The organism is Streptomyces polygonati, from assembly GCF_042650325.1.
GTDB lineage: Bacteria > Actinomycetota > Actinomycetes > Streptomycetales > Streptomycetaceae > Actinacidiphila > Actinacidiphila polygonati.
The window spans coordinates 122,288-142,841 of record NZ_JBHSBB010000050.1; the positions used below are offsets into that span (position 1 = coordinate 122,288).

General features: G+C 71.5%; 20 protein-coding genes and 1 tRNA gene. 9 read left to right on the forward strand and 12 right to left on the reverse strand.

Annotation, left to right across the window (positions count from 1 at the left end):
- Nucleotides 1-9: 9 nt before the first annotated feature.
- The gene (locus tag ACFO3J_RS34060) at nt 10-1,947 is read right to left on the reverse strand and encodes a putative bifunctional diguanylate cyclase/phosphodiesterase (RefSeq protein ID WP_386438099.1); all 1,938 of its coding nucleotides are present in this window, start codon (nt 1,945-1,947) and stop codon (nt 10-12) included.
- Nucleotides 1,948-2,395: 448 nt separating this feature from the next.
- Here ACFO3J_RS34060 and ACFO3J_RS34065 point away from each other — a divergent pair, with 448 nt between their 5' ends.
- A complete protein-coding gene (locus ACFO3J_RS34065; protein WP_386438102.1) occupies nt 2,396-3,616 on the forward strand; it encodes a M6 family metalloprotease domain-containing protein in 1,221 nt (406 codons plus the stop codon).
- Between the two features lie 4 nt (nt 3,617-3,620).
- Entirely contained in the window at nt 3,621-4,865 is a 1,245-nt protein-coding gene (locus ACFO3J_RS34070) for a M6 family metalloprotease domain-containing protein (protein WP_386438105.1), read from the forward strand.
- Between the two features lie 69 nt (nt 4,866-4,934).
- Here the strand turns inward: ACFO3J_RS34070 and ACFO3J_RS34075 are convergent, their stop codons facing one another.
- Together ACFO3J_RS34075 and ACFO3J_RS34080 are read right to left on the reverse strand one after the other, a co-directional pair.
- Nucleotides 4,935-5,363, reverse strand: coding sequence for an OsmC family peroxiredoxin (locus tag ACFO3J_RS34075; RefSeq protein WP_386438108.1), 429 nt, complete (start codon nt 5,361-5,363; stop codon nt 4,935-4,937).
- Between the two features lie 100 nt (nt 5,364-5,463).
- Nucleotides 5,464-6,273, reverse strand: a complete 810-nt coding sequence (locus tag ACFO3J_RS34080) for a polysaccharide deacetylase family protein (RefSeq protein WP_386438110.1) — start codon at nt 6,271-6,273, stop codon at nt 5,464-5,466.
- Nucleotides 6,274-6,507: 234 nt separating this feature from the next.
- On the opposite strand from ACFO3J_RS34080, the gene ACFO3J_RS34085 reads away from it, so the two are divergent.
- Complete coding sequence (locus ACFO3J_RS34085) at nt 6,508-7,941, forward strand: alpha/beta hydrolase (RefSeq protein WP_386438112.1); 1,434 nt, start codon at nt 6,508-6,510, stop codon at nt 7,939-7,941.
- Between the two features lie 78 nt (nt 7,942-8,019).
- On the opposite strand, the gene ACFO3J_RS34090 is transcribed toward ACFO3J_RS34085, so the two are convergent.
- The 3 genes from ACFO3J_RS34090 to ACFO3J_RS34100 form a co-directional block, all read right to left on the reverse strand.
- Nucleotides 8,020-8,093, reverse strand: a tRNA-Lys gene (locus ACFO3J_RS34090).
- A 54-nt stretch (nt 8,094-8,147) separates the two neighbouring features.
- Complete coding sequence (locus ACFO3J_RS34095) at nt 8,148-8,771, reverse strand: bifunctional DNA primase/polymerase (RefSeq protein ID WP_386438115.1); 624 nt, start codon at nt 8,769-8,771, stop codon at nt 8,148-8,150.
- A 273-nt stretch (nt 8,772-9,044) separates the two neighbouring features.
- Entirely contained in the window at nt 9,045-9,458 is a 414-nt protein-coding gene (locus tag ACFO3J_RS34100) for a hypothetical protein (protein ID WP_386438118.1), read from the reverse strand.
- Between the two features lie 211 nt (nt 9,459-9,669).
- On the opposite strand from ACFO3J_RS34100, the gene ACFO3J_RS34105 reads away from it, so the two are divergent.
- Entirely contained in the window at nt 9,670-11,154 is a 1,485-nt protein-coding gene (locus tag ACFO3J_RS34105) for an AAA family ATPase (protein WP_386438121.1), read from the forward strand.
- 63 nt (nt 11,155-11,217) lie between these two features.
- Here the strand turns inward: ACFO3J_RS34105 and ACFO3J_RS34110 are convergent, their stop codons facing one another.
- The 4 genes from ACFO3J_RS34110 to ACFO3J_RS34125 all read right to left on the reverse strand — a co-directional run bounded on the left by ACFO3J_RS34110 (nt 11,218) and on the right by ACFO3J_RS34125 (nt 14,645).
- The gene (locus tag ACFO3J_RS34110) at nt 11,218-11,778 is read right to left on the reverse strand and encodes an NADPH-dependent FMN reductase (protein ID WP_386438124.1); all 561 of its coding nucleotides are present in this window, start codon (nt 11,776-11,778) and stop codon (nt 11,218-11,220) included.
- Nucleotides 11,779-11,989: 211 nt separating this feature from the next.
- Entirely contained in the window at nt 11,990-12,625 is a 636-nt protein-coding gene (locus tag ACFO3J_RS34115; protein WP_386438127.1) for a hypothetical protein, read from the reverse strand.
- Complete coding sequence (locus tag ACFO3J_RS34120) at nt 12,622-14,043, reverse strand: AAA family ATPase (RefSeq protein WP_386438130.1); 1,422 nt, start codon at nt 14,041-14,043, stop codon at nt 12,622-12,624. Before ACFO3J_RS34120 ends, ACFO3J_RS34115 begins: the two co-directional genes overlap by 4 nt.
- Before the next feature lie 143 nt (nt 14,044-14,186).
- A complete protein-coding gene (locus ACFO3J_RS34125; RefSeq protein ID WP_386438132.1) occupies nt 14,187-14,645 on the reverse strand; it encodes an ATP-binding protein in 459 nt (152 codons plus the stop codon).
- A 167-nt stretch (nt 14,646-14,812) separates the two neighbouring features.
- On the opposite strand from ACFO3J_RS34125, the gene ACFO3J_RS34130 reads away from it, so the two are divergent.
- From ACFO3J_RS34130 to ACFO3J_RS34145, 4 genes are all read left to right on the forward strand, one after another.
- Nucleotides 14,813-15,685 carry a helix-turn-helix domain-containing protein gene (locus tag ACFO3J_RS34130; protein ID WP_386438135.1) on the forward strand — a complete coding sequence of 291 codons (873 nt, stop codon included), beginning with the start codon at nt 14,813-14,815 and terminating at the stop codon, nt 15,683-15,685.
- Complete coding sequence (locus tag ACFO3J_RS34135) at nt 15,682-15,927, forward strand: DUF397 domain-containing protein (RefSeq protein WP_386438138.1); 246 nt, start codon at nt 15,682-15,684, stop codon at nt 15,925-15,927. Before ACFO3J_RS34130 ends, ACFO3J_RS34135 begins: the two co-directional genes overlap by 4 nt.
- A gap of 41 nt (nt 15,928-15,968) precedes the next feature.
- On the forward strand, nt 15,969-16,307 hold the full coding sequence (locus ACFO3J_RS34140) for a YciI family protein (protein ID WP_386438141.1): 339 nt from the start codon (nt 15,969-15,971) through the stop codon (nt 16,305-16,307).
- A gap of 178 nt (nt 16,308-16,485) precedes the next feature.
- Nucleotides 16,486-17,421 (forward strand): aldo/keto reductase, encoded by a 936-nt coding sequence (locus ACFO3J_RS34145; protein WP_386438143.1) that lies wholly within the window; start codon nt 16,486-16,488, stop codon nt 17,419-17,421.
- Nucleotides 17,422-17,568: 147 nt separating this feature from the next.
- Here ACFO3J_RS34145 and ACFO3J_RS34150 read toward each other — a convergent pair whose 3' ends face one another.
- On the reverse strand, nt 17,569-18,117 hold the full coding sequence (locus tag ACFO3J_RS34150; protein ID WP_386438146.1) for a DUF1062 domain-containing protein: 549 nt from the start codon (nt 18,115-18,117) through the stop codon (nt 17,569-17,571).
- Between the two features lie 387 nt (nt 18,118-18,504).
- Here ACFO3J_RS34150 and ACFO3J_RS34155 point away from each other — a divergent pair, with 387 nt between their 5' ends.
- Complete coding sequence (locus ACFO3J_RS34155; RefSeq protein WP_386438149.1) at nt 18,505-19,899, forward strand: hypothetical protein; 1,395 nt, start codon at nt 18,505-18,507, stop codon at nt 19,897-19,899.
- Nucleotides 19,900-20,014: 115 nt separating this feature from the next.
- On the opposite strand, the gene ACFO3J_RS34160 is transcribed toward ACFO3J_RS34155, so the two are convergent.
- On the reverse strand, nt 20,015-20,401 hold the full coding sequence (locus ACFO3J_RS34160; RefSeq protein WP_386438408.1) for a DUF805 domain-containing protein: 387 nt from the start codon (nt 20,399-20,401) through the stop codon (nt 20,015-20,017).
- Nucleotides 20,402-20,554: the final 153 nt, after the last annotated feature.

Here is a 20,554-nt window from a genome sequence, read left to right on the forward strand (position 1 = left end):
GCGCGGCCCTCAGGCGAGCAGCCGGGAGATCGCCTCCGGCTCGACCGGGCGCGAGTAGTGCCAGCCCTGGCCGGTGTCGCAGCCGATCCGCCGCAGCCGCTCCGCCTGCTGCGCGTTCTCGACGCATTCGGCGGTGACGGTCAGCCCCAGCCGGTGCGCGAGGTCCACCAGCGCCTCGACGATGGTCTCGTCGGCGGGATTGGGGTGCTCGTCGGACCGGAAGCCCTGCACGAAGGAGCCGTCCAGCTTGAGCGCGGAGACCGGCAGGCGGCTCATATAGGCGAGGTTGGAGTAGCCGGTGCCGAAGTCGTCGATGGCGATCCGTACGCCCATCTCGTGCAGCGCCTGGAGCGCCTGCAGCGGCCGGCCGGCCGAGCCCATCACCGCCGACTCGGTCAGCTCCAGTTGCAGCAGCCGGGCCGGCAGCCCGGTCTCCCGCAGGATCGCGGCCACATCGGCCACCAGGTCGGAGTCCCACATCTGCCGTACGGCCACATTGACGCTGACCACCAGCGGCGTCCTGGGGTACGCCTGCTGCCACACCCGGGCCTGCCGGCAGGACTCGCCGAGCACCCAGCGGCCCAACTGGACGATGGAGCCGTCCTCTTCGGCCAGCCCGATGAAACGGTTGGGCGCCAGCCGCCCGAAGTGCGGGTGCTCCCACCGCACCAGGGCCTCCACGCCGCGCAGTTCACCGGTGTCCAGCGCCACCAGCGGCTGGTAGTCCAGCACGAACTCGCCGCGCTCGATCGCCTGCCGGAGCGTACGGGACAGCGCTTGGCGGGTCATCCGGTGCTCGTTGCGCTCCGGGTCGAAGAGTGTCCAGCGGGCCTTGCCGTCGGCCTTGGCCCAGTACAGCGTGGTGTCGGCGGCCTGCATCAGCCCGGTCGCCGAGGTGCCGGCCGCCTCCCGCTCCACCACCCCGATGCTGGCCGAGACCGCCAGCCGGTGCCCGGCGATGTCGAACGGCTGCTGGAGCGCGGCCTGTACGGCCTCGGCGAGCGCGGTGGCCTGCCCGGTGCCGGTGGAGTCCCGCAGCAGCAGGGCGAATTCGTCGCCGCCGAGCCGCGCCACCAGATGGCCACCTGGCTCGGCGCAGACCAGCAGCCGGCCGGCCACCGCCGCCAGCAGTTCGTCGCCGACCCGGTGGCCGAGGGTGTCGTTGACCGCCTTGAAGCCGTCCAGGTCCAGATAGCACAGGCCGATCCGGCCGGTGGCCCGGGCGGAGTGCTGGTGCCGACCGCCCGGGGCGGTCTCGCAGGCCTCGGCCAACCGCTCGAAGAACAGCGCCCTGTTGGGCAGCAGGGTCACCGGGTCGTGCATCCGCAGGTGCCGCAACTGCTCGCGCAGCGCGTCGCGTTCACCGACGTCCTCGACGGTGAGCAGCAGCGGCCGGGCGTCCCCCCGGGCCAGGGTGATCTCGGCGCGCAGGACGCTGCCGTCCGGGCGGCCGATCCGGCGGGTGCAGCTCAGCTTGTCGCGGCGGCCGTCCAGCACGTCGTGGAAGGCGGCGTCGGCATGCCGGTCGCCGGACAGCCCGAGCAGCGTGTCGGCGTCTTCCGACCTCATACGTTCGGGTGAAGTGCCGAGCAGGGCGCCGAGCGCGGTGTTGGCGGCGAGCACGGTGCCGTCCGGGTCGACCAGGGCCATCGCGGACCGGGCGATGGCGAAGGCGGCGCGGTAGTCGCGCAGTTCGCTCTCCCGCGGCCCCGCCGGGCTCGCTGGGCCCGCTGGGGCCGCCGCCGCGGCCTCCCGGGGCCGCGCGTCCGCGTCGAGAAGCCCGGCGTCACGCCGCTCGGCGTCGCCCGGCCCCGGGTCCGCGGCCCCGCCGTCACGCGGTTCGTCCCCCCGGGGAAGCGAGGGCGAAGCATTACTCTGCGTGATGACGTGTGCTGTGCTTTCGGGGCTTTCGGGTTCGACGCCGGGGCCGCCCGAGGGTCCGCCCATGGCCTGCTCCCTGTTCGCGCTCGTCTCGCACGCGATCATATGGGCTGGCGGAGTTGGTGTTCCAGCGTCGCCGCAGTGATTCTTGGCACGGGTGCGGATGGAGTGACCGATTCCGCGGGTTTGGCTCGATCACCTGATCGCCCTCCGCACATGATGACGGAGGGTAGTTGAATCGGGTGCGTGTGTGGCCGCCGCCCGGAGGGCCGCCGCCCCCACCCACATGGACCATCGGAATGCCGCAAACCTCCGCAATTCATAGCAATGTGAGGGAGGTGTCCCCCCAGGACGCAGTCATCCTCCGGAGGTCGAAGTGCGGCGTTCAGGCAGCACGCCCGGCGGGTTCCCCGGCGGGCCCCCCGGCGAGGCGGGCGGTGCCCCGCCCGAGGACCGTTCAGGGCCTGCCCGGCGGTCCGGGCCCGGCCCGGCCCGCGGCGCCGGGACGCGGCGGGTGGGGCGGGCGGTCGCCGGGGCGGTCGCCGGGTTCGCCGCGCTGGTCGCCTGGACGCTGATGACCGGCCCGGCGGCGAGCGCCGAGGACAGCGCCTGCCTGCTGCCGAGGACCGGGGTGCACCACTCGGAAGGGGTGGACAGCTGGGAGGGCGACTACGCGCATCCGGTCGGGGACGTCAAGGCGCTGATGATCTTCCTGAGCTTTCCGGACTCCGAGCCCCGACTGACCCCGGCGGAAGTGGCGGCCGACCACTTCCCGGCCACCGGCGACTTCTTCCGGCAGGCCTCGTACGGGAAGTTCCGGCTCCATGTGCACCCGGAGACCCGCTGGCTGCGGATGCCGCACCCGTCCACCGACTATCTGATCAGCCGGGACTGGGACGCCAGGGAACGCACCGACTACCTGCGCGACGCGCTGCGGACCGCCGACCCGGTGGTGGACTTCCACGGCTACGACGTGGTCTACCTGGTCGCCGACCCCGACGCCCCCGGCGTGGACTCCGACGCCACCAAGGTCGTCAACCTCGCCTCGGCGGTGACCGTGGACGGCAACCCGCTGCACCGCCTGGTCACCGTCTTCGAGCACCACCCGCCGGACCACAATGTGCTGGCCCACGAGACCGGCCATGTCTTCGACCTGCCCGACCTGTACTACCGGCCGCCGGCCGGGAGCAACGCCGACTGGGACACGCATGTCGGCGACTGGGACCTGATGGGCAGCCAGTTCGGCCTCGCCCCGGACCCGTTCGCCTGGCACAAGTGGAAACTCGGCTGGCTGGACGCCGCCCAGGTCGGCTGCGTCGCGCGGACCGGCATCACCTACCACGACCTCACTCCCGACGAGACCCCCGGCGGCGCCAAACTGCTCGTCGTACGGACCGGGGTGGACTCCGCCCTGGCCGTCGAGGCCCGCGGCGCGACCGGCAACGACCGGACCACCTGCCGGCAGGGCGTCCTGCTCTACCGGGTGCGCTCCGACCGGGAGTCGGGCGACGGCCCCATCGACGTGATCGACGGCCACCCCGGCACCTCGGCCTGCGCGGCCACCTCGGTCTACGCGCCGCTGGCCGACGCGCCGCTCGGCGTGGGGGAGTCCTACACCGTGCCGGACGGCTCCCTCCAGGTCACCGTCACCGGCCGCACGTCCGACGGCAGTTGGGCGGTGCGGGTCACGGTGAGCGCCCCGGGCAGCCGGGCCGGCCAAGGCCGCGAGGCATAGCGCCATGATGTCGCCGGCCCGTATCGCGGTGCGGGCCCTGGCCGCCGGGGCGCTCGGGCTGCTGCTGGCCGGCTCGGCCGTCTCGGTGGGCGCCCGGGGCCCGGTGCTGGACGCCTCCCCACCGCCCGCCGGCCGACCGTGCGCGCTGCGCGCCAAGCCCGGCGTCGCCATGTCCGAGGGCTTCCCCGACCAGTCGCAGCACGGCCCCGACGGCGAGTTCGCGCCGTCCACCGGCCGGGTGCGCGCGCTGACCCTGCTGATCGACTTTCCCGACGCCGAGGCCCCGTACAGCGCCGCCGAGCGCTACGGCGAGTTCTTCCCTGCGGTCCGGCAGTGGTACGCCCGCGCCTCGTACGGAAAGCTCGACTACCGCTCCACCCCGGTACTGCGCTGGATACGCATGCCGCGGCCGTTCTCCTCCTACGGGATCGACCGCGGCTACGGCTGGGACGCGCACACCTCGATGATGCGCGACCTGCTGAAAGTCGCCGACCAGGACATCGACTTCAGCGGCTACGACCTCGTCAACGTGCTCGTCACCCCGAACGCAGGACCGCCGTCGGACGAGGCGGTGCTCTCCGTCACCTGGACCGGCGCCTCGGCCGCCACCACCGACGACGGCGCCCACTTGGACAAGGTGTCCCTCATCTACGGCCACGACCAGTCGGGTTCACGCGTGCTCAGCCACGAGAACGGGCACGACTTCGGGCTGCCGGACCTCTACGCCGCCGACGACTTCGCGCGCACCGACCTGCTGGCCGGCCAGTGGGACACCATGTCGCTCGACTGGGGCCTCCAGGGCGACATGCTCGCCTGGCACAAGTGGCGCCTCGGCTGGCTGACCGACCGTCAGATAGCCTGTGTCGCCGACCGGCGGCAGGCCACCTACCGGCTGACCCCGATCGAGGTGCCGGGCGGCCGCAAGGCGGTGATCATCCCCGACGGGATCAGCCGGGCCTATGTGCTGGAGGTGCGGGAGCCGGCCGGCAACGACGCGGACGCCTGCCGCCAGGGCGTGCTCGCCTACCGGGTGCGCACCGATGTGGACTCCGGGTCGGGGCCGGTGACGGTGACCGACGCCCATCCGCTCACCTCCGCCTGCGACTTCAGCAGCGGCGCCTTCAACTCGCTGAACGACGCGCCCTTCGGGGTGGGGGAGAGCTGGTCCGACCGCGCGGCGGGCCTGTCCTTCACGGTGCTGTCGCACAGCGCGGCGGGCGCGTGGGACATCCACGTCACCCGCCGCTGAGTGTTCAGCCGTACGTATCAGCCGAACGTGTCGATCCTGCCGGTCGACTTTGCCGGTCGGTCAGCCCGCTCAGGCGAGCAGTTCGGCCTCAAGGGTGATGTTGACCCCCGCGAGCGCCTTGCTGACCGGGCAGTTGGCCTTGGCGTCCTGCGCCGCGGCCTCGAACGCCTCGGCGGTGATGCCGGGGACGCGGCCCTTCACCGACAGCGTGATGCCGGTGATGCCCTCGCCGGGCTGGAAGGTCACGTTCGCCACCGTCTGCAGGCTCTCCGGCGGGGTGTCGGCCCCGGCCAGGCCGTGCGAGAGCGCCATCGAGAAGCAGGACGAGTGAGCGGCGGCGATCAGCTCCTCCGGGCTGGTCTTCCCGTTGGCCTCCTCGGCGCGCGAGGCCCAGGTGACCTCGTACGAGCCGACACCGGAGGTGTCCAGCGAGACGGTACCGGCGCCGCCGATCAGCGCGCCCTTCCACTGAGTCGTCGCGGTGCGGGTGGTTGCCATGATGAAGCCTCCAATAGGTACGTACCGGGCCTGCGCCTGAACGCTACCCCGCCGGGGGCCGCCGCGGCGGGACGGGGCGCTGCCGCGTGGGGGCTCCTGCCTACTTGTAGACCTTCCCCGGCTGGGGCGTGCCGGGGGCCAGCAGCTGAGACACCGTCACAAACGTGTAGCCGCGCGCCTGGAGGGCGGAGATGATGCCGGGCACCGCGGCGACCGTGCCGTTGTAGCCGCGGCCGGTGGGGTCCACCAGGTCGTGCAGCAGGATGATGCCGTCACGCTTGGTCTGCTGGAGGATGCGCCGGGTGATCAGCGCCGAGTCGGTGGTCTTGTAGTCGGCGCCGTTCGCGCTCCATTCGACCTCGGCCATGCCCAGATCGCGGGCGATCGCGGTCACCGCCGGGCTGGTGCGGCCCTGCGGCGGGCGCAGCAGCGTCGGACGCACGCCGGTGACCTTCTCCACCGCGTCCCGGCCCTCGGTGATCTCCTTGCGGACCTCGGCCTTGCTGATCTTGGTGAGGATCTGGTGCGACCAGGTCAGGGTCTCCACCTCGTGCCCCCGCGCCACCATGTCCCGGACCATCTCCGGGTGCACCATCACATGGTTCTTGCCCAGCGTGAAGAACGTGGCGTGCACCCGGTACTTGTCCAGGATGTCCAGGATCTGCGGGGTGCGCACGCTCGGCCCGGCGTCGAAGGTGAGCGCCACGCATTTCACCCGGCGGCAGTCGACCGGGCCGGCCGGGCCGGTCGCGAAGCCGGTGCCCGCGGCCGCCGCCGGCGCCTGCTTGCGCGCGTCGGCCGGAGCGGTCGGGTCGTAGCCCGCGCAGCCGGCCAGGCCGATCGCGGTCGCCGCCGTGGTCAGCAGCGCGGCCAGCGCGTGTATTCGGCGGGCCGTGGTCGTGCTCCGCATGCGGGAGATCCCCCTCGTCGTGATCCGGGTCCGGCGCGGTCCGGGCCGGGCGCGGTCCAGGTCTGTCCGGTCCGGTTCTGTTCGGTCCAGGGCCCACCGCGGGCGGACCGCGAGGAACTATACACAGGGGGTATACAGCGGGTGTCCCCCGGGTGGCCGCGAGGTGCGGGTCGCGGTCGGCGCCTCTACGTTGGGCATATGGCCGTATCGCATGGGCTACGGCGGCTTGCGGCCGTGACCCTGGGACTTCTGCTCGCCACCGCCCCGGTGACCGGGGCGGTGGCGGACGACCACGGCGCCGATCTGACCGGGTTCTACCGGCAGCGCGTGAACTGGAGCACCTGCCAGGACGACCAGGCACCGGCGAAGGCGCGCTGCGGCACGGTGAGCGTCCCGCTCGACTACAAGCACCCCGGCGACACCACGATCGACATCGCGGTGAGCCGGCTGCCCGCCACCGGACCCGGCCTGCGGCTCGGCTCGCTGGCGGTGAACTTCGGCGGGCCCGGCGTATCCGGGATCACCGAGCTGGACGCCCGGTCCAAGGAACTGGCGGAGCTGAACCGGCGCTACGACCTGATCGGCTTCGACCCGCGCGGGGTGGCCCGCTCCGCCCCGGTGAACTGCGGCGACCTCAGCGAAGTCACCGACCCCGAACAGCTGGCCAAGGCCTGCGAGCACACGTCCGGCTGGCTGCTGCCCTGGGTCGGCACCCCCAACGCCGCCCGCGACCTCGACGTCGTCCGCCAGGCCGTCGGCGACGACCGCCTGGCCTACCTCGGCTTCTCCTACGGCGCCCGGCTCGGCGCGGTGTACGCGCACGAGTTCCCCGACCGGGTCGGACGGATCGTGCTGGACGGAGTGCCCGACCCCCGGCTGGACGCGGTCGGCACCGCGCTCGGCCAGGCCCGGGCCTTCCAGAAGGCGCTCAACGACTTCGCCGCGGACTGCGCCGCCCACCAGTGCCCGCTGCCCGGCCGCACCGCCGCAGAGGTGATGGCGGGCATCACCGCCGACGCCCGCAAGCTGACCACCGGCCCGCTCACCACCGAAGCCGGCTCCCTGGACCGCTCCGGCTATCTCCAGGGCCTGCAGAACGCCCTCTACTCCAAGGACACCTGGCCGTACCTCCGGCAGGCCCTGGGCGGCCTCAGGCGGGGCGACGGCAACCTGATGATGCAGCTGGCCTATCCCGAGGAGTTCGGGTCGCAGGCGGTCCGCAGGGCCGTCACCGACCCGGCCGGCGCGCCGGCGGCCAACGCGCAGACCGCCAAGATCGCCATCGACTGCCGCGACACCTCCGAGCGCCGCACCGCGCGCCAGATCCGCGCCTACGACGCCCGCTTCGCTGCGGCCTCCCCGCTCTTCGGCCGCGACATCCAGGCCACCCTGCTGGCCTGCGCCGGCTGGCCCCGCGGCGACGACAGCAGCCGGCACGTGACCGCCCGCGACGCCCCCCAGATGCTGATGGTCGGCACCACCGGCGACCCCGCGACCCCCTACGCGGGCGCCCGCGGCATGGCCAGGTCGCTGGCCAACGGCAGCCGGGTCCTCACCTACCGCGGCGAGGGGCACGGCGCCTACTTCGCCCACAGCGGGTGCGTGCGGACGACGGTGGACGCGTATCTGCTGGAGGGCGAGCTGCCCCGCCCCGGGGCGGTCTGTTAGCCCCCTGTGGGCCGCGCAGCGGCGCCGGGCACGACGAAGGGCCCTCCGCCAGCAGGCGGAGGGCCCTTCGTTTTCAGGTGCGCCGCCAGGGACTCGAACCCCGGACCCGCTGATTAAGAGTCAGCTGCTCTAACCAACTGAGCTAGCGGCGCCTGCTGATGCGTAGACCTTAGCACCCGGTCCTGGCGGAGGAAAATCGATAGCGGTCAGACCCCCTTCGGGGCGCTGACCAGCGGGGAAACCGGCTTTCGCGCTGCCGGGCAGGCCGCCGCGCGGCCTTCGGCGCGGGCGGCCCGCAGGCAGGCCCACAGCAGGTGGTCCGCGCCGGGCAGCCAGGGCTTGCGTGAGTCGGGGGCCACCACCCAGCGGGACGCGGCGCCCTCCGTACAGCCCTCCCCGGCGAGGTCCGGCTCGGGCGGGCACAGCGGCGGTACGGTCACCGCGTCGCCGGTGCCGTGGCACAGCATCGGCGGCACCGAGGCGCCCCACTCCTCCCAGTCCAGCAACGCGGGCAGCCGCTGGGCGGTCCCGGGCGCGACCAGCAGCAGCACCCGGCAGCGGTGTACGGCCACCGGTCCGCTCCCGGGCCCGGTGGCCCATAACTCCTCCAGCACCCGCCGCCCGAACAGCGCGGGCAGGTTCACCACGTCGAAGAGGGTCCCGCAGGGCAGCACGCTGGGTGCCGTGGGCCGGTCCGCCCACAGGGCCTGTACGCCGCGCGGGAAGGCGCTGGCGGAGGCGAGCCAGGCGGCGCCGTCGGGGGTGACGCAGGTGGTGGTCTGCCGTTGCCGGCTTTCGGTGACGATGTCTCGTGCCTGCCATTCGTCCATGGCGTCCATTCGTACCGGCTGGCTATGTTGCCCCTCCACGAATCGACCAAATTCGGGACGGGGAGGGCGGGGGAGGAGTATCGTGCCGCGCGCAGTCACATCATCATCACGCTGAGCGATTGCGCGGGGTGGCGCCGGGGCGCGTGTGCGGGGTGGTGCGGGAGCCGGCGGAGGGCCCCCTCCGGGGGGCGGTGGCGTACGGGCCGGGTGGCCGGCGTCCCGGACGCGGGTTGCGGGCCGGGGGCCCTTCCCTCATACCGGAGTACCGGTCCCTTATACCGGCCCGGCGCCCTTGAGCAGCCCTTCCCCGTACTCGACCATCCGTTTGGCGTAGTCCTCGGTCCACCCGGCCTGCTCGGCCAGCACGGCGTAGGTCAGCCGGTCGAAGCGGCGCGGATCGGTGAGCTGCGCGGCGGCGATCGCCTGGAAGTCGGTGGCCCGCTCGGCCGCCGCCCGGAAGGCCACCGCCAGTTCGGTGGCCCGCGCCAGCAACTGCTGGGGGTCCTCCATCGACTCCAGGTCGAAGAACCGGTCCCCGCCTTCGTCGACGGGCGCCCCCGGCTCGAAGAGCAGCGAGGCGGGCCGCTTCGGCCGTTTCGGCTGCCCCTCGCGGCCTTCGCGCGCCTCGCCGTCCCCGCGGGACTCGCGCGGTCCGCCAGGGCGCTCGGCCGGCTGCGGCTCGGACATACGGGTACCTCCCGGTTTCGTTCGACCCCCCATTGTCCCGCCCCGCGCAACCCACCCGCACGCCCGGGGGTGCGCCCGGCGCGCCCGGCGACCCGCCCCGGCCGAGCGGACCCCGCCGGTCCCGCTTCCGGGTGCCGCCGACGCCTGTCATAGATAGGGGGATACAGTTAGTAGAACTGCGCCCCCATATCCGTGAACCACCGGAGCCCGCGTGGACAAGCCCGCCGAGATGTTCGACCGCTCGTACGAGTGGTCGGCGCTGACACGCTTCATCACCGATGATCAACCCGGCGCGACGCTCGGCGTGGTCTCCGGCCGGCGCAGGCAGGGCAAGACCTTCCTGCTGGACGCGGCCTGCCGAGCGGCGGGAGGCTTCTACTTCGGAGCGACGGAGGCCACCGATCCCGAGTCGCTCCGCCGGATCAGCACCGCGCTCACCGCACACAGCCGCCCGGCGAGCCCGTACCACTTCGCCGACTGGTCGGAGGCCGTGGACGCCCTCCTGGCGCTGGGCGCGGAACGGCCCCTCCCCGTGGTGATCGACGAGTTTCCGTACCTGGCCAAGGCCAACCCGGAACTGCCGTCGATCATCCAGGAGGCGATGCGCCCGCTGCGCGAGCAGCGCACCTCCTCCCGGACCCGGCTGCTGCTGTGCGGCTCGGCCCTGTCCTTCATGGGCAAGCTGCTGTCCGGTAACGCCCCCTTGCGCGGCCGGGCCGGCCTGGAGTTGCTCGTACGCCCCCTCGACCACCGTCTCGCCGCCGAGTTCTGGGACATCACCGACCCCCGGCTGGCCCTCATGGTCCATGCGATCGTCGGCGGCACCCCGGCCTACCGGCGCGAATTCGCCCGCGGCGACTCCCCCTCCGGCCCGGACGACTTCGACGACTGGGTCGTACGGACGGTCCTCAACCCCGAGACCCCGCTGTTCCGCGAGGCCCGCTACCTGCTCGCCGAGGAACCCGAGCTGCGCGACACCGCTCTCTACCTCTCCGTCCTGGGGGCCGTGGCCGACGGCAACGCCACCCGCGGCGGCATGGCGAGTTACCTGGAACGCAGGGCCGCGGACATCGCCCATCCCATCAACGTCCTCGAAGACGCTGGCCTGTTGTACCGCGACGCGGACGTCTTCCGGGAGAACCGGCCCACCTATCGCATCGCCGAGCCACTGATCGGCTTCTACCACGCCATCATGCGCCCGGTCTGGGACCAGTTGGAGCGGCCCGGCAGTGCCGCCCGCGTCTGGCAGGCCAGCCGCCGCCGCTTCGTCAGCAACGTCCTCGGGCCGCACTTCGAACAGGTCTGTCGCGACTGGGCCCTTCACCACGCCGACCCCGACCTGCTCGGCGGCCTCCCGGCCCGCGTCGGTCACGGCGTCGTCCACGACCCCAAGGCCCGCACCGGCCACGAGATCGACGTCGCCGTCATCGGCGTCGCGGACGGCAGCGGCAAACCCCCCCTCCTCGCCATCGGCGAGGCCAAGTGGAACGACTCCATGGGCGCCGCCCACATCGACCGCCTCCGCGACCTCCGCACGCTCATCACCGACGCCGGCCGCTACGACACCTCCCGCACCCAGCTGCTCTGCTTCAGCGGCGCGGGCTTCAACACCAAGGCGCGCGCCGTCGCGGAGGCATCCCCCGATGTGCGACTGGTCGACGCGGCCATGCTCTACGGCATGAGGGCCGAGGCCTGACGGGGTGGGGCCGCCGCCGGGCGGGCGGCGGCCCGATGGGGGATCACACCGGGGATACCGGGCTCAGGACGCGGGAGCCTCGACGGCGGCGGCGAGGGCGGTGAGCACCACCGTGAGCTGGGCGACGGCTTCGGCGTCGTCGGCCGGGTGGGTCTCGGCGAAGCGGGTGACCGAGCCGGGTATCGAGAGTTTGGCGTCCTCCACGATCGTGGCACCCGCGATACGCGCGGACTTGCGGGCCTCGTCCTGGGCCCACAGACCGCCGAACTGACCGTAGGCGGTGCCGATCACGGCGGTCGGCGAACCCGCCAGCGCGCTGGCGCCGAAGGGGCGGGACAGCCAGTCGATCGCGTTCTTCAGCACGGCGGGGATGGTGCCGTTGTACTCGGGAGTGACGAGCAGGAACGCGTTCGCCTGCGCGGCGGCCTCCCGCAGGCGGGTGGCGGCGGCGGGACGCTCCTCTTCGGTGTCGATGTCCTCGTTGTAGAAGGGCACGTCGGCCAGGCCCTCGTAGAGGGTGACCTCGACGCCCTCGGGAGCGTGTTTGACGGCGGCCTCGGCGAGCTGGCGGTTGTGCGAGCCGGAGCGCAGGCTGCCGACGAGGGCGAGGATGTGGACGGACACAGGTTCTCCAGACATGGGTGTGCCGACGGAAAAGTACCTGCCGAGAATACGGGCTGGGACGGCGGTGGATCTTGCGTCCCGGCCGTGAGCGGCGTCACTGACGCGACGTCAGGCCGCAGTCCGGCGAACGGACTTGGCCGGCGGTCCAGCGCTTCGCCCCAGCGAGGAGGAAGGCCGGATCACCGCATCCGGCAGCCCCGTGGCGCGCTCGTCAAGCCGTGCCCGTGCTCCGGAACGCCTCGCGCAGGTCGCCGACGAAGGTCCGCCAGGAGGGGACCTCGCGGACGGGTCCGGAAGGGTCGATCAGCTCCAGGAGGCGGTGACGGTTCTGCGGGAAGCGCTTCTGGAGGATCTCCAGTCTGCGGCCTTTGAGCTGGCTCGCCGCCGCCAGCGTGTCCTTCAGCGTCTGCTTGGGGTCGGGGACGCGCTCGACGGCCGTGCCCTTCGGCAGGTCGAGCGGATTCTTGCCGCGTGGGTTTCCCGCGACCTGGCGGATGACCGGCTCATCGACGAGGAGCCACGCCTCCAGCATCCGTACCGGGATCACCGGGACATGGCGGAGGCCGTCCCACACTTCGTTCACCGCTGCGGCGATCTCCTCGCGCCGGGTCGGAGCGCCCATCGCGTCCGCATCGCGTTGCACGATGATCACGTCGTAGCTGCCGCCCAATTGCCGTGCGGCGCGCAGTTTGTCAATGACGGCGTGGCCCACGCGGCCGGCGAGCAGCGCGAAATCCGGGGCGGTGAGCAGCATCTCGCGGCCCTCCTCCGCGGCGACCCGTTCGATGTGCGGACGCAGGCCCTGGTCGCTGCTGCCCTCGCTGACGAACAGCACGCGGAGCGTCACGCGACTTCCCCCGGGAGCGTGAGGTGCGCGCCCGCCGGGGCGGTGAGGTACGGCAGGATGTCGGCGACGGTGACGTAGTCGGTGCTGGCGGAGTCGGTGCGCCAGGTGCCGGCGAGCGGGCGCAGGCGAAGGCTGCGGGCCACGGCTCCGTCGGAGGTGCGGATGAGTGCGGAGTCCGCGAAGAGCAGGTCGTCCTCCGGGACGAGCTGGACGACACCCGGGGAGTGGGTGTTGACGAGCACTTGGCGGAAGGGATTGTCCCGGCCCGGCTCGGCGCCCGGGTCGACCGAGAGGTCGCGGAGCAGCTCGACCATCGCACTCAGATTCGCCGGGTGGATGCCGTTCTCCGGCTCCTCCATGCACAGCAGCCCTCCGACCCGGTGGTCCTCCAACAGCACGCAGAGGGCCAGAAAACGCAGCGTCCCCCCGGACAGGCTCCGGGCCGACAGGGTCATGCCGTCGGCTTCCTGGAGCCGGACGGTGAAGAGCTGCCGTACGTCGTCCTGCAGCACGCCGACGCTGCGCACACTGACACCGCTCAGGTCGTCCAGGCGGCCGGCCACCCGGGCGTAGACCTGGTCCGCGATGTCGGTGTCGAATGTCTCGTTGGCGACGCGGAAGAGCGTCGCGGGCAGGTGCAGGCCGTCGGGCCGCAGCTCGCCGGGGGCGTTGTACGAGTCCGGTGCGCGCAGCGCGGAGGGCTCCAGGGCCAGTCGCCGCCAGGTCTGCATCTCGCGGCGGGCCGCGAGGATGGTCGGGTCGTCGCTACTGGTGACCGTGGACACGACGGTCGCGGGAGCCCGCGAGGCGGCGGCCGGCTTGGACTGGCCGCGACCGCCTCCGTCCTGGTGGATGCTGATGACCGCCTCGCCGCTCGGGCTCTCGGCGGTGGAGATGAACGCCTGTCCGGACCGCCTGCCCCGCACCACCCGGCCGCGGAAGTCCTTCACGCTGTGCGGGAAGCGCAGATGCTCATGGGCGTCGCCCTGCTTGATGTGCCGCAGGCTCTCATGACGCAGCGCGAGCCGTCCGATGCGTTCGGGGCCGCGCGGGGGCTCGAAACCCAGCTCCAGCTCGTAGCGGAGGAAGGTGGTCGTCGGCTCGGCCGGCCGCCCGAAGTCGTCCTCCACCTGGGCCGGGACGATCATCTCGGCGGCGAACCGCATGGTGTGCGAGCCGGACGCGTAACCGTTCCAGAAGAGGTCCCGCGGGTCGCCGAGCCGCTCCCCGTGCACACCCCGGACCTGCTGGGCGGCGTCCGTCATCGACTGGTCGGCGAGCAGGCTGAGGAACTGGATGGCGTCGAAGACGTTCGACTTCCCGGTGCCGTTCGCGCCCGCGATGCAGGTGAACGCTCCCAGGTTCACCGACAGGCCGAGCAGGTTCTTGAACCCGTCGACTTCCAGCCGCGTCAGCATGCGATCTCCAGTGAGCCGGGTGGGGTGGAGCGGATCAGGCCAGCGTATCCGTGAGTCCGGCGGTGGGCTGGTCGGCGAGCCCGGTGGCCACGGCGCAGCGCTGGGGGTGCGGACCCACCGGGGCCCGGTCGGGTGCGTGCCGGTTACCGACCTGCGGAAACGGGGAGATCGAGTTCCGCGCGGACGGTCTTCCCGACGAAATCGCGGTCCAGGACGGCCCAGCGGTCGGCGAGCGCTTCGACCAGCATGAGGCCCCGGCCGGACTGGTCCAGGGAGGCGGGCGGCTCCACCGCTCCCGGGACCGGCGGGCGGCGTTCGCCGCGCGGGTCGGAGATCTCGATGGCGAGGACGCCAGCGTCGAGGGTGAGGCGGAGCTCGAAGTCCCGGCCGGGGACGCGGCCGTGGGTCGCCGCGTTGGACGCCAGCTCGGCGACGATCACGGCCGCGGTGTCCGAGAGGTCCGAGTCGCGTGTGACACCCCAGCCGTCGAGTTCGGTCACGGCCACTTGGCGGGCGAGCCGCGCGCCGAGCCTCGTGGCTCGGAAACACTGGACGAACGTACGTACGGTGAGCGGGGTTTGGGGGAGGGAAGGTGCTGTCATGAGCCCAATGTGCCCGGGCGATATGGCCTCTTACCAGCAGCGTACCGAGTACGTAGCGGTATCGTACGAGCACGTGGGGTAGACGGTACGCGTAACAACCTGTGAGCATGGGTGACTCGAATGTGAGCACAGGGCGAGCGGTACGGTACGCGAGAGGTGGCCGGGAAATGACCGAGGGTACGTTCGGTCCGGGCGTTGCGGGTTCGGCGGGCGGGGGCACGGGTGGCGGCGGCGAACCGGAGGTGTCGGACAGTCTGCGCACGTTCGGCGCGGTCGTCCAGGCCCTGCGGGAGCACGCCGGCCTCAGCCGGGAGGAGTTCGCCGAGGCGGTCCGCTTCTCGAAGCACACGGTCGCCTCCGTCGAGGTCGGCCGCCGCATGCCGGACCCGTACTTCGTCGAGCGCGCGGAGCCCGTCCTCGGCAACACGGGCGCGCTGCGCAGGGCGTACAAGCATCTTTCGCGGCAGCCGGGCCTGGCGGCGTGGTTCCGCCAGTGGGCCCGGGAGGAGGCATTGGCCGTATCGCTGTACACGTACGAATGCCGCCTGATTCCGGGGCTGTTGCAGACGGAGGCCTACGCGCGGCGGCTGTTCCAGGACCAACTGCCGCCGCTGGACGACAACCAGATCGAAGCCCAGTGGACGGCCCGTGCCGAACGCCAGCGCCTGCTGTGGGAACGGCCGAACACCGCGTACAGCTTCATCCTGGAGGAGCAGTTGTTCCTCCGGCGCTCGGGTGGAGTGGACGTCACGCGGGGGCTGATCGACCACGTGCTGCACGTCGCCGAGCAGCGGAACATCGAGATCCAGGTCATGCCCCAGGTACGGCTCACACATGCGGGCCTCGACGGGCCTATGCGGCTGCTGGAGACATCCGAGGCCCGCTGGTACGCCTACTGCGAAGGCCAGGAGAGCGGACTGTTCATCACCGAGCGCAAAGTGGTCAGCATGCTTCAGATGCGGTATGCCAGGATGCGTTCACAGGCTCTCTCACTCGATGACTCCCTGAGCCTGTTGCAGCGGATGCGAGGAGCCCTATGAGCATGTCCGACCTGGTCTGGTTCAAGAGCAGCCACAGCAGCGGCGGTTCCGGCGACTGCGTGGAAGTCGCCGTCACCTGGCACAAGTCCAGCTACAGCGGCGGGTCCGGCGACGACTGCGTCGAGGTCGCCGCCTGCCCCGAAGTCATCCACGTCCGCGACTCCAAGGACAAGGAAGGCCCGCACCTCGCCTTCACCCCGCAGGAGTGGGCCGCCTTCACCGCGTACGCGGCCCACCTCTGACCGCCCGGTCCGGAGGACGCCGGCGCCCAAGGGAGCCATGGATGACGCGATACCTGATCTCATTCGATGACGGCACGATGATCATCCCCGCGGAGGACTTGCCCGAGGTGGCCGAGGCCGCGCACCGAGTGGTGCGGGAGGCGCAGGACGCCGGCGTGTGGGTCTTCGGCGGTGGGCTGGAACAGCAGCGGGCGAGCGTCGTGGCCGTCGACGGGACCGTCACCGACGGCCCGTACCCGGAGACCAAGGCGGTCCTCGGCGGGTTCTCGATCATCGACGTACCCACCCGGGAGGACGCGCTGGAGTGGGCCGCCAAGTTCGCGGCCTCGTGCCGCTGCGCCCAGGAGGTCCGGGAGATCATGCCCGACCCGGCCGTCTGATCGCGGCCGGACCGGGAGGCCCACCGCCCTCACCCCACCGGCGCCCTGTCCGCGAGAGCACGCGGACAGGGCGCCGGTGCTTGGTACGAGTCCCGCCGCGCTGGACCCGGCGCCTCCTCAAGGGCGGAGCGACCCCGCTTGTACTGTGCAGACCTGAACATCTGAAAGGAAAACCGTCGTGAAGACCTTCACCCTGCCCGGCACCGACATCGTCGCCCCGAACGTCGTGCTCGGCCTGATGCGTATCGCCGACAAGACCGACGAGGAGATCCGCGAACTCGTCCGCACCGGGCGCGACGCGGGCATCGACTTCGTCGACCACGCCGACGTCTACGGCGGCAAGCTGCACGAATGTGAACGCCGCTTCGCCGACGCGCTGGCGCTGACCCCGTCGCAGCGCGACGAGATCACGATCCAGACCAAAGCGGGCATCGTGACGGACGGGCCGTACTACGACTTCTCCTACGAGCACATCGTCTCGTCGGTCGAGGGCTCACTCGCGGCCCTGCGGACCGACCGCATCGACATCCTGCTGCTGCACCGTCCCGACGCGCTCGTCGAGCCCGAAGAGGTGGCCCGCGCCTTCGACGAGCTCGAATCCTCGGGCAAGGTGCGCGCCTTCGGTGTCTCGAACCAGACCCCGCGCCAGATCGACCTGCTGCGCAAGTACGTGCGTCAGCCCATCGTGGCCAACCAGCTTCAGCTGTCGATCACGCACGAGCCGATCATCGCTCAGGGGGTCTCCACCAACATGCTCGCCGAGCAGCAGGCGGTCACCCTCGACGGCGGGGGGATCGTCGACTACTGCCGGCTGAACGACATCACCATCCAGGCGTGGTCTCCCTTCCAGGCCGGTTTCTTCACGGGTGTCTTCCTCGGCTCGCCGGAGTACCCCGAGCTCAACGCCGTTATCGACCGGCTCGCCGCCCAGTACGACGTCCCCGCCATCGCGATCGCGACCGCCTGGATCACCCGCCACCCCGCCCAGATGCAGGTCGTGCTCGGCACCACCAGCCCGGAGCGCGTCACGGGCGCCGCCCAGGGCTCCGAACTCCCCCTCACCCGGGCCGAGTGGTACGAACTCTTCCGCGCCGCGGGCCACCTCGTTCCCTGAACCGGCCGGCAGCTCCACGGTCGCGACCCTGCCCGAAGCGGGTCCGGCCGGTCAGCGCGCGCGGGCAGCTGGCCGTGGCTCTTCCCGGGCGACCTACAGGGCCTGTCCGGCGGAATCCGCCGGACAGGCCCCGGTCCCGGGGAGCGCTCAGCGTTTGAGCGTGAAGGTGAAGTCGCCGGAGAGCTTGCCGCTCAGCCGGACCGCGGAGACGAGATTCCCCTCCCTGATCAGTCTTTCCACCTCGGCGCGCGAGAGGGCGAAGCCTTCGGCGATGAGCCGCACCGGCCGGACGGGGATCCGGGCCGCGAAGCTGACCGAGATGTCGATCACCTCCTGGTCCAGGTGATCCGGTCCGCCGGTGTCGAGACGCCAGGCGCCGTCCCAGTCGAGGGCGATGCGATTGCGGCGCCGTACGACCAGGTCCTGGAGCAACTCGGCTGCCAGACCGGGGTCGTTGTCGTGCAGGCGGTCCAGCAGCTCGGCTGGTAGGGAGCGCACACGCGTCCGTTCCAGGACGGTGAGCTTCGCGGTCTCCCCGCAGGCGGTGCAGAGCGCGAGGAGCCAGGCGTCGATGAGCTTGTGGTGGGCGTTGACGCGGAATTTGCCGCTGGTCCGGAAGCGCTCGGACGCGCAGGTATGGCAGCGGCGGAGAACGAGCGGCAGGCAGGTGGGCATGACCACCCAGCTTTTGAGCACAGAGGTACACCGGTTCCAGTGAGAAGTCGGCAGCGAAAAGGAGCGCGGCGCACATGCGCGACGCGCGACGATTCAGCGCTCGGTGGGTCTCACAGGGTGTACAACGGCGCGTCCTTGCCCAGACGACGAGGTTCGGCAGCACGGTAATGGCGCACGGTGGCGGCGTTCCACCCGTTTTCGGGCCCGGGCGGGCAACGCCTTACGGGCAAGCCTCCCTACGGCTCCCGGCAATTCCCGTGAATACCGCAAGGCGGACGACCCGGACTGCTATCAAAGAGCGGACGCGTCCGAGAGCGGCGCCCTGGGCGGGGTGCTGGAGTCTTGGGGAGGCTGCGACGCGCTCGCGCAGGTCGCGCGGTGGGGGCGGACGCATTTGGGGGGCCGTACATGCTGTTGTACAACCTTGCGGGGGGCGGCGCGCCGGCGCCGACGTACACCACGAACCAGCAGTTCGAGGCGAACGAGTGGCTGGCCGACGCGGGGGCGGGGGTGGGCTACACCTTCCTGGCCGGTGGGGCGCCGAACATCGTCACGCTGGCGAACCCGGGGCTGCGGGTGTCGGCCAACGGGCTGTTCGCCGTGGAGGACGCGGACCTCACCCGGCGGCAGCCGAAGCACTTCTTCGCCGACCCGGTGGAACTCGCCAAGTGGAACAAGATCCTGGCCCGGCAGGGGTCGGCCTTCCAGTTCTTCCTCGATCCGCCCGGGACGGTGACCTTCACGCTGCCGGGCGCGCCGGCCGCGACCACGCTGACCCGGGTCAGGGCGGCGAACCTGCGGACCACGGTTCGCGCGGCCGGCAACGACATGACGACCACCGAGAACTGCGACCAGACCGTCGGCGAGGTCATCGGGTCGGTGCTGTCGCCCAAGCCGAAACTCGGCAGCAAGGTGTTCATCGGCAGCACCACGATCCAGCAGCTCTTCTTCGACTACCACATCGCGAACCACCTGGTGCACGGTCTGCCCTTGGGCGACCTGCCGGCCGCCCCCGCCGCGCTGACCGCCGCGCAGGATGTGATCGCGCAGCGCTTCGGTGAGGACACCCGGGCCGTGGCGCTCGCCCTGCCGCCGCCCCACACCCCGACCATCGCGGCCGACATGCAGACGGTGCGCGTCAACGAGTTCGCCCGGCCCAGCAAGGTCGGGCAGGGGCTGTACAGCGGCTCACTCGGTACCGTCCACCCGCTCCTTCCGGCCGGCGTGCAGGTCCACGACTACCGCAACAACGTGCCGGTCACCCATCCGGTCAACATCAACCAGGTGCTCTGGGGCTTCCACTGGGGCGGCATCATCGCGATGGACGGCACGGACTACCTGACCCTGGAGAACTACGCCCGCAACGCCGAGAACGCCGGGGGCAACGGCGGCGGTCTCTTCTACTTCCAGATGTACGGCGCCGCCGCCGGCGAGACCTGGCACGAGCAGTGGACGCCCCCGCACATCCACGGCAAGGCGTTCGCCAACCCGCTGACCGTGCTGGTGGAGCCGGACGGCCTGGCGGGGCTGCGCTACTTCACCCCCGGCAGCAAGGCCAACCACCTGGCGGTCGGCGCCGCCACCGACAACGCCTCGCTCCAGGTCGCGCTGCTCGACGGGCTGAACTACGCCACCATGCACCTGTACGCGGAGAAGCTCGCCGACGAGTACGCCGACAAGACCCGCCGGAACAACTGGCGCGCCGAGGTGGCGGCCGTCCTGGCCGCGCCGCCGCTGTGGATCGACGCGGTCACCACGTCGCTGGCCCAGCACGTCAACACGGCACTGCTCGCGGTGAAGTGAGGCCGGTGGCGGGTCACCGCCGGTAGAACCGCCAACGGCCGCGGCCCGTAACGGAGTTCGTTCCGGTACGGGCCGCGGTTGTGTGGTGCCGCTGCGTAAGGCGTGCGCGCGAGGCTCAGTAGCTGGGCTGCGGCGGCGCGCCGTACTGGGCGCCGTTCGGTCCCTGCTTCGGGTTCGGCCCGTACGCGTTGTCGCCGGCGTCACCTTCGAGGCAGGTGAAGACCAGCAGGATGATGCCGCCGACCAGCGGGATGATGCCCAGCAGGATGAACCATCCGGACTTGCCCGTGTCGTGCAGGCGCCGCACGCTCACACCCAGGCTCGGCAGGATGACGCCGAGCGCGTAGATGAGGTACGGGATCTGCGTGTGGATCACCAGGCCGATCACGAACAGCACGGCAATGGCGATGCAGTTGAACAGGAAGTACATCCAGTACTCCTGGCGGCGGGCACGCCCGCTGAAAACGGCGTACTTCTTGAGCACGTCGATGTACCACTGCACTGTGTGTCCCCCCAAGGACCGAATTCTCGATCACGTGATCCGCCCGCGCCGAACACCGGCCGGGCGACCAGACATTAGGGGTGCTGATCTGCACAAGTCAACAAGATCGGCGCAACGTTGCAGGGGCGTGATCGGGGCGTGACCGGGGCCGTT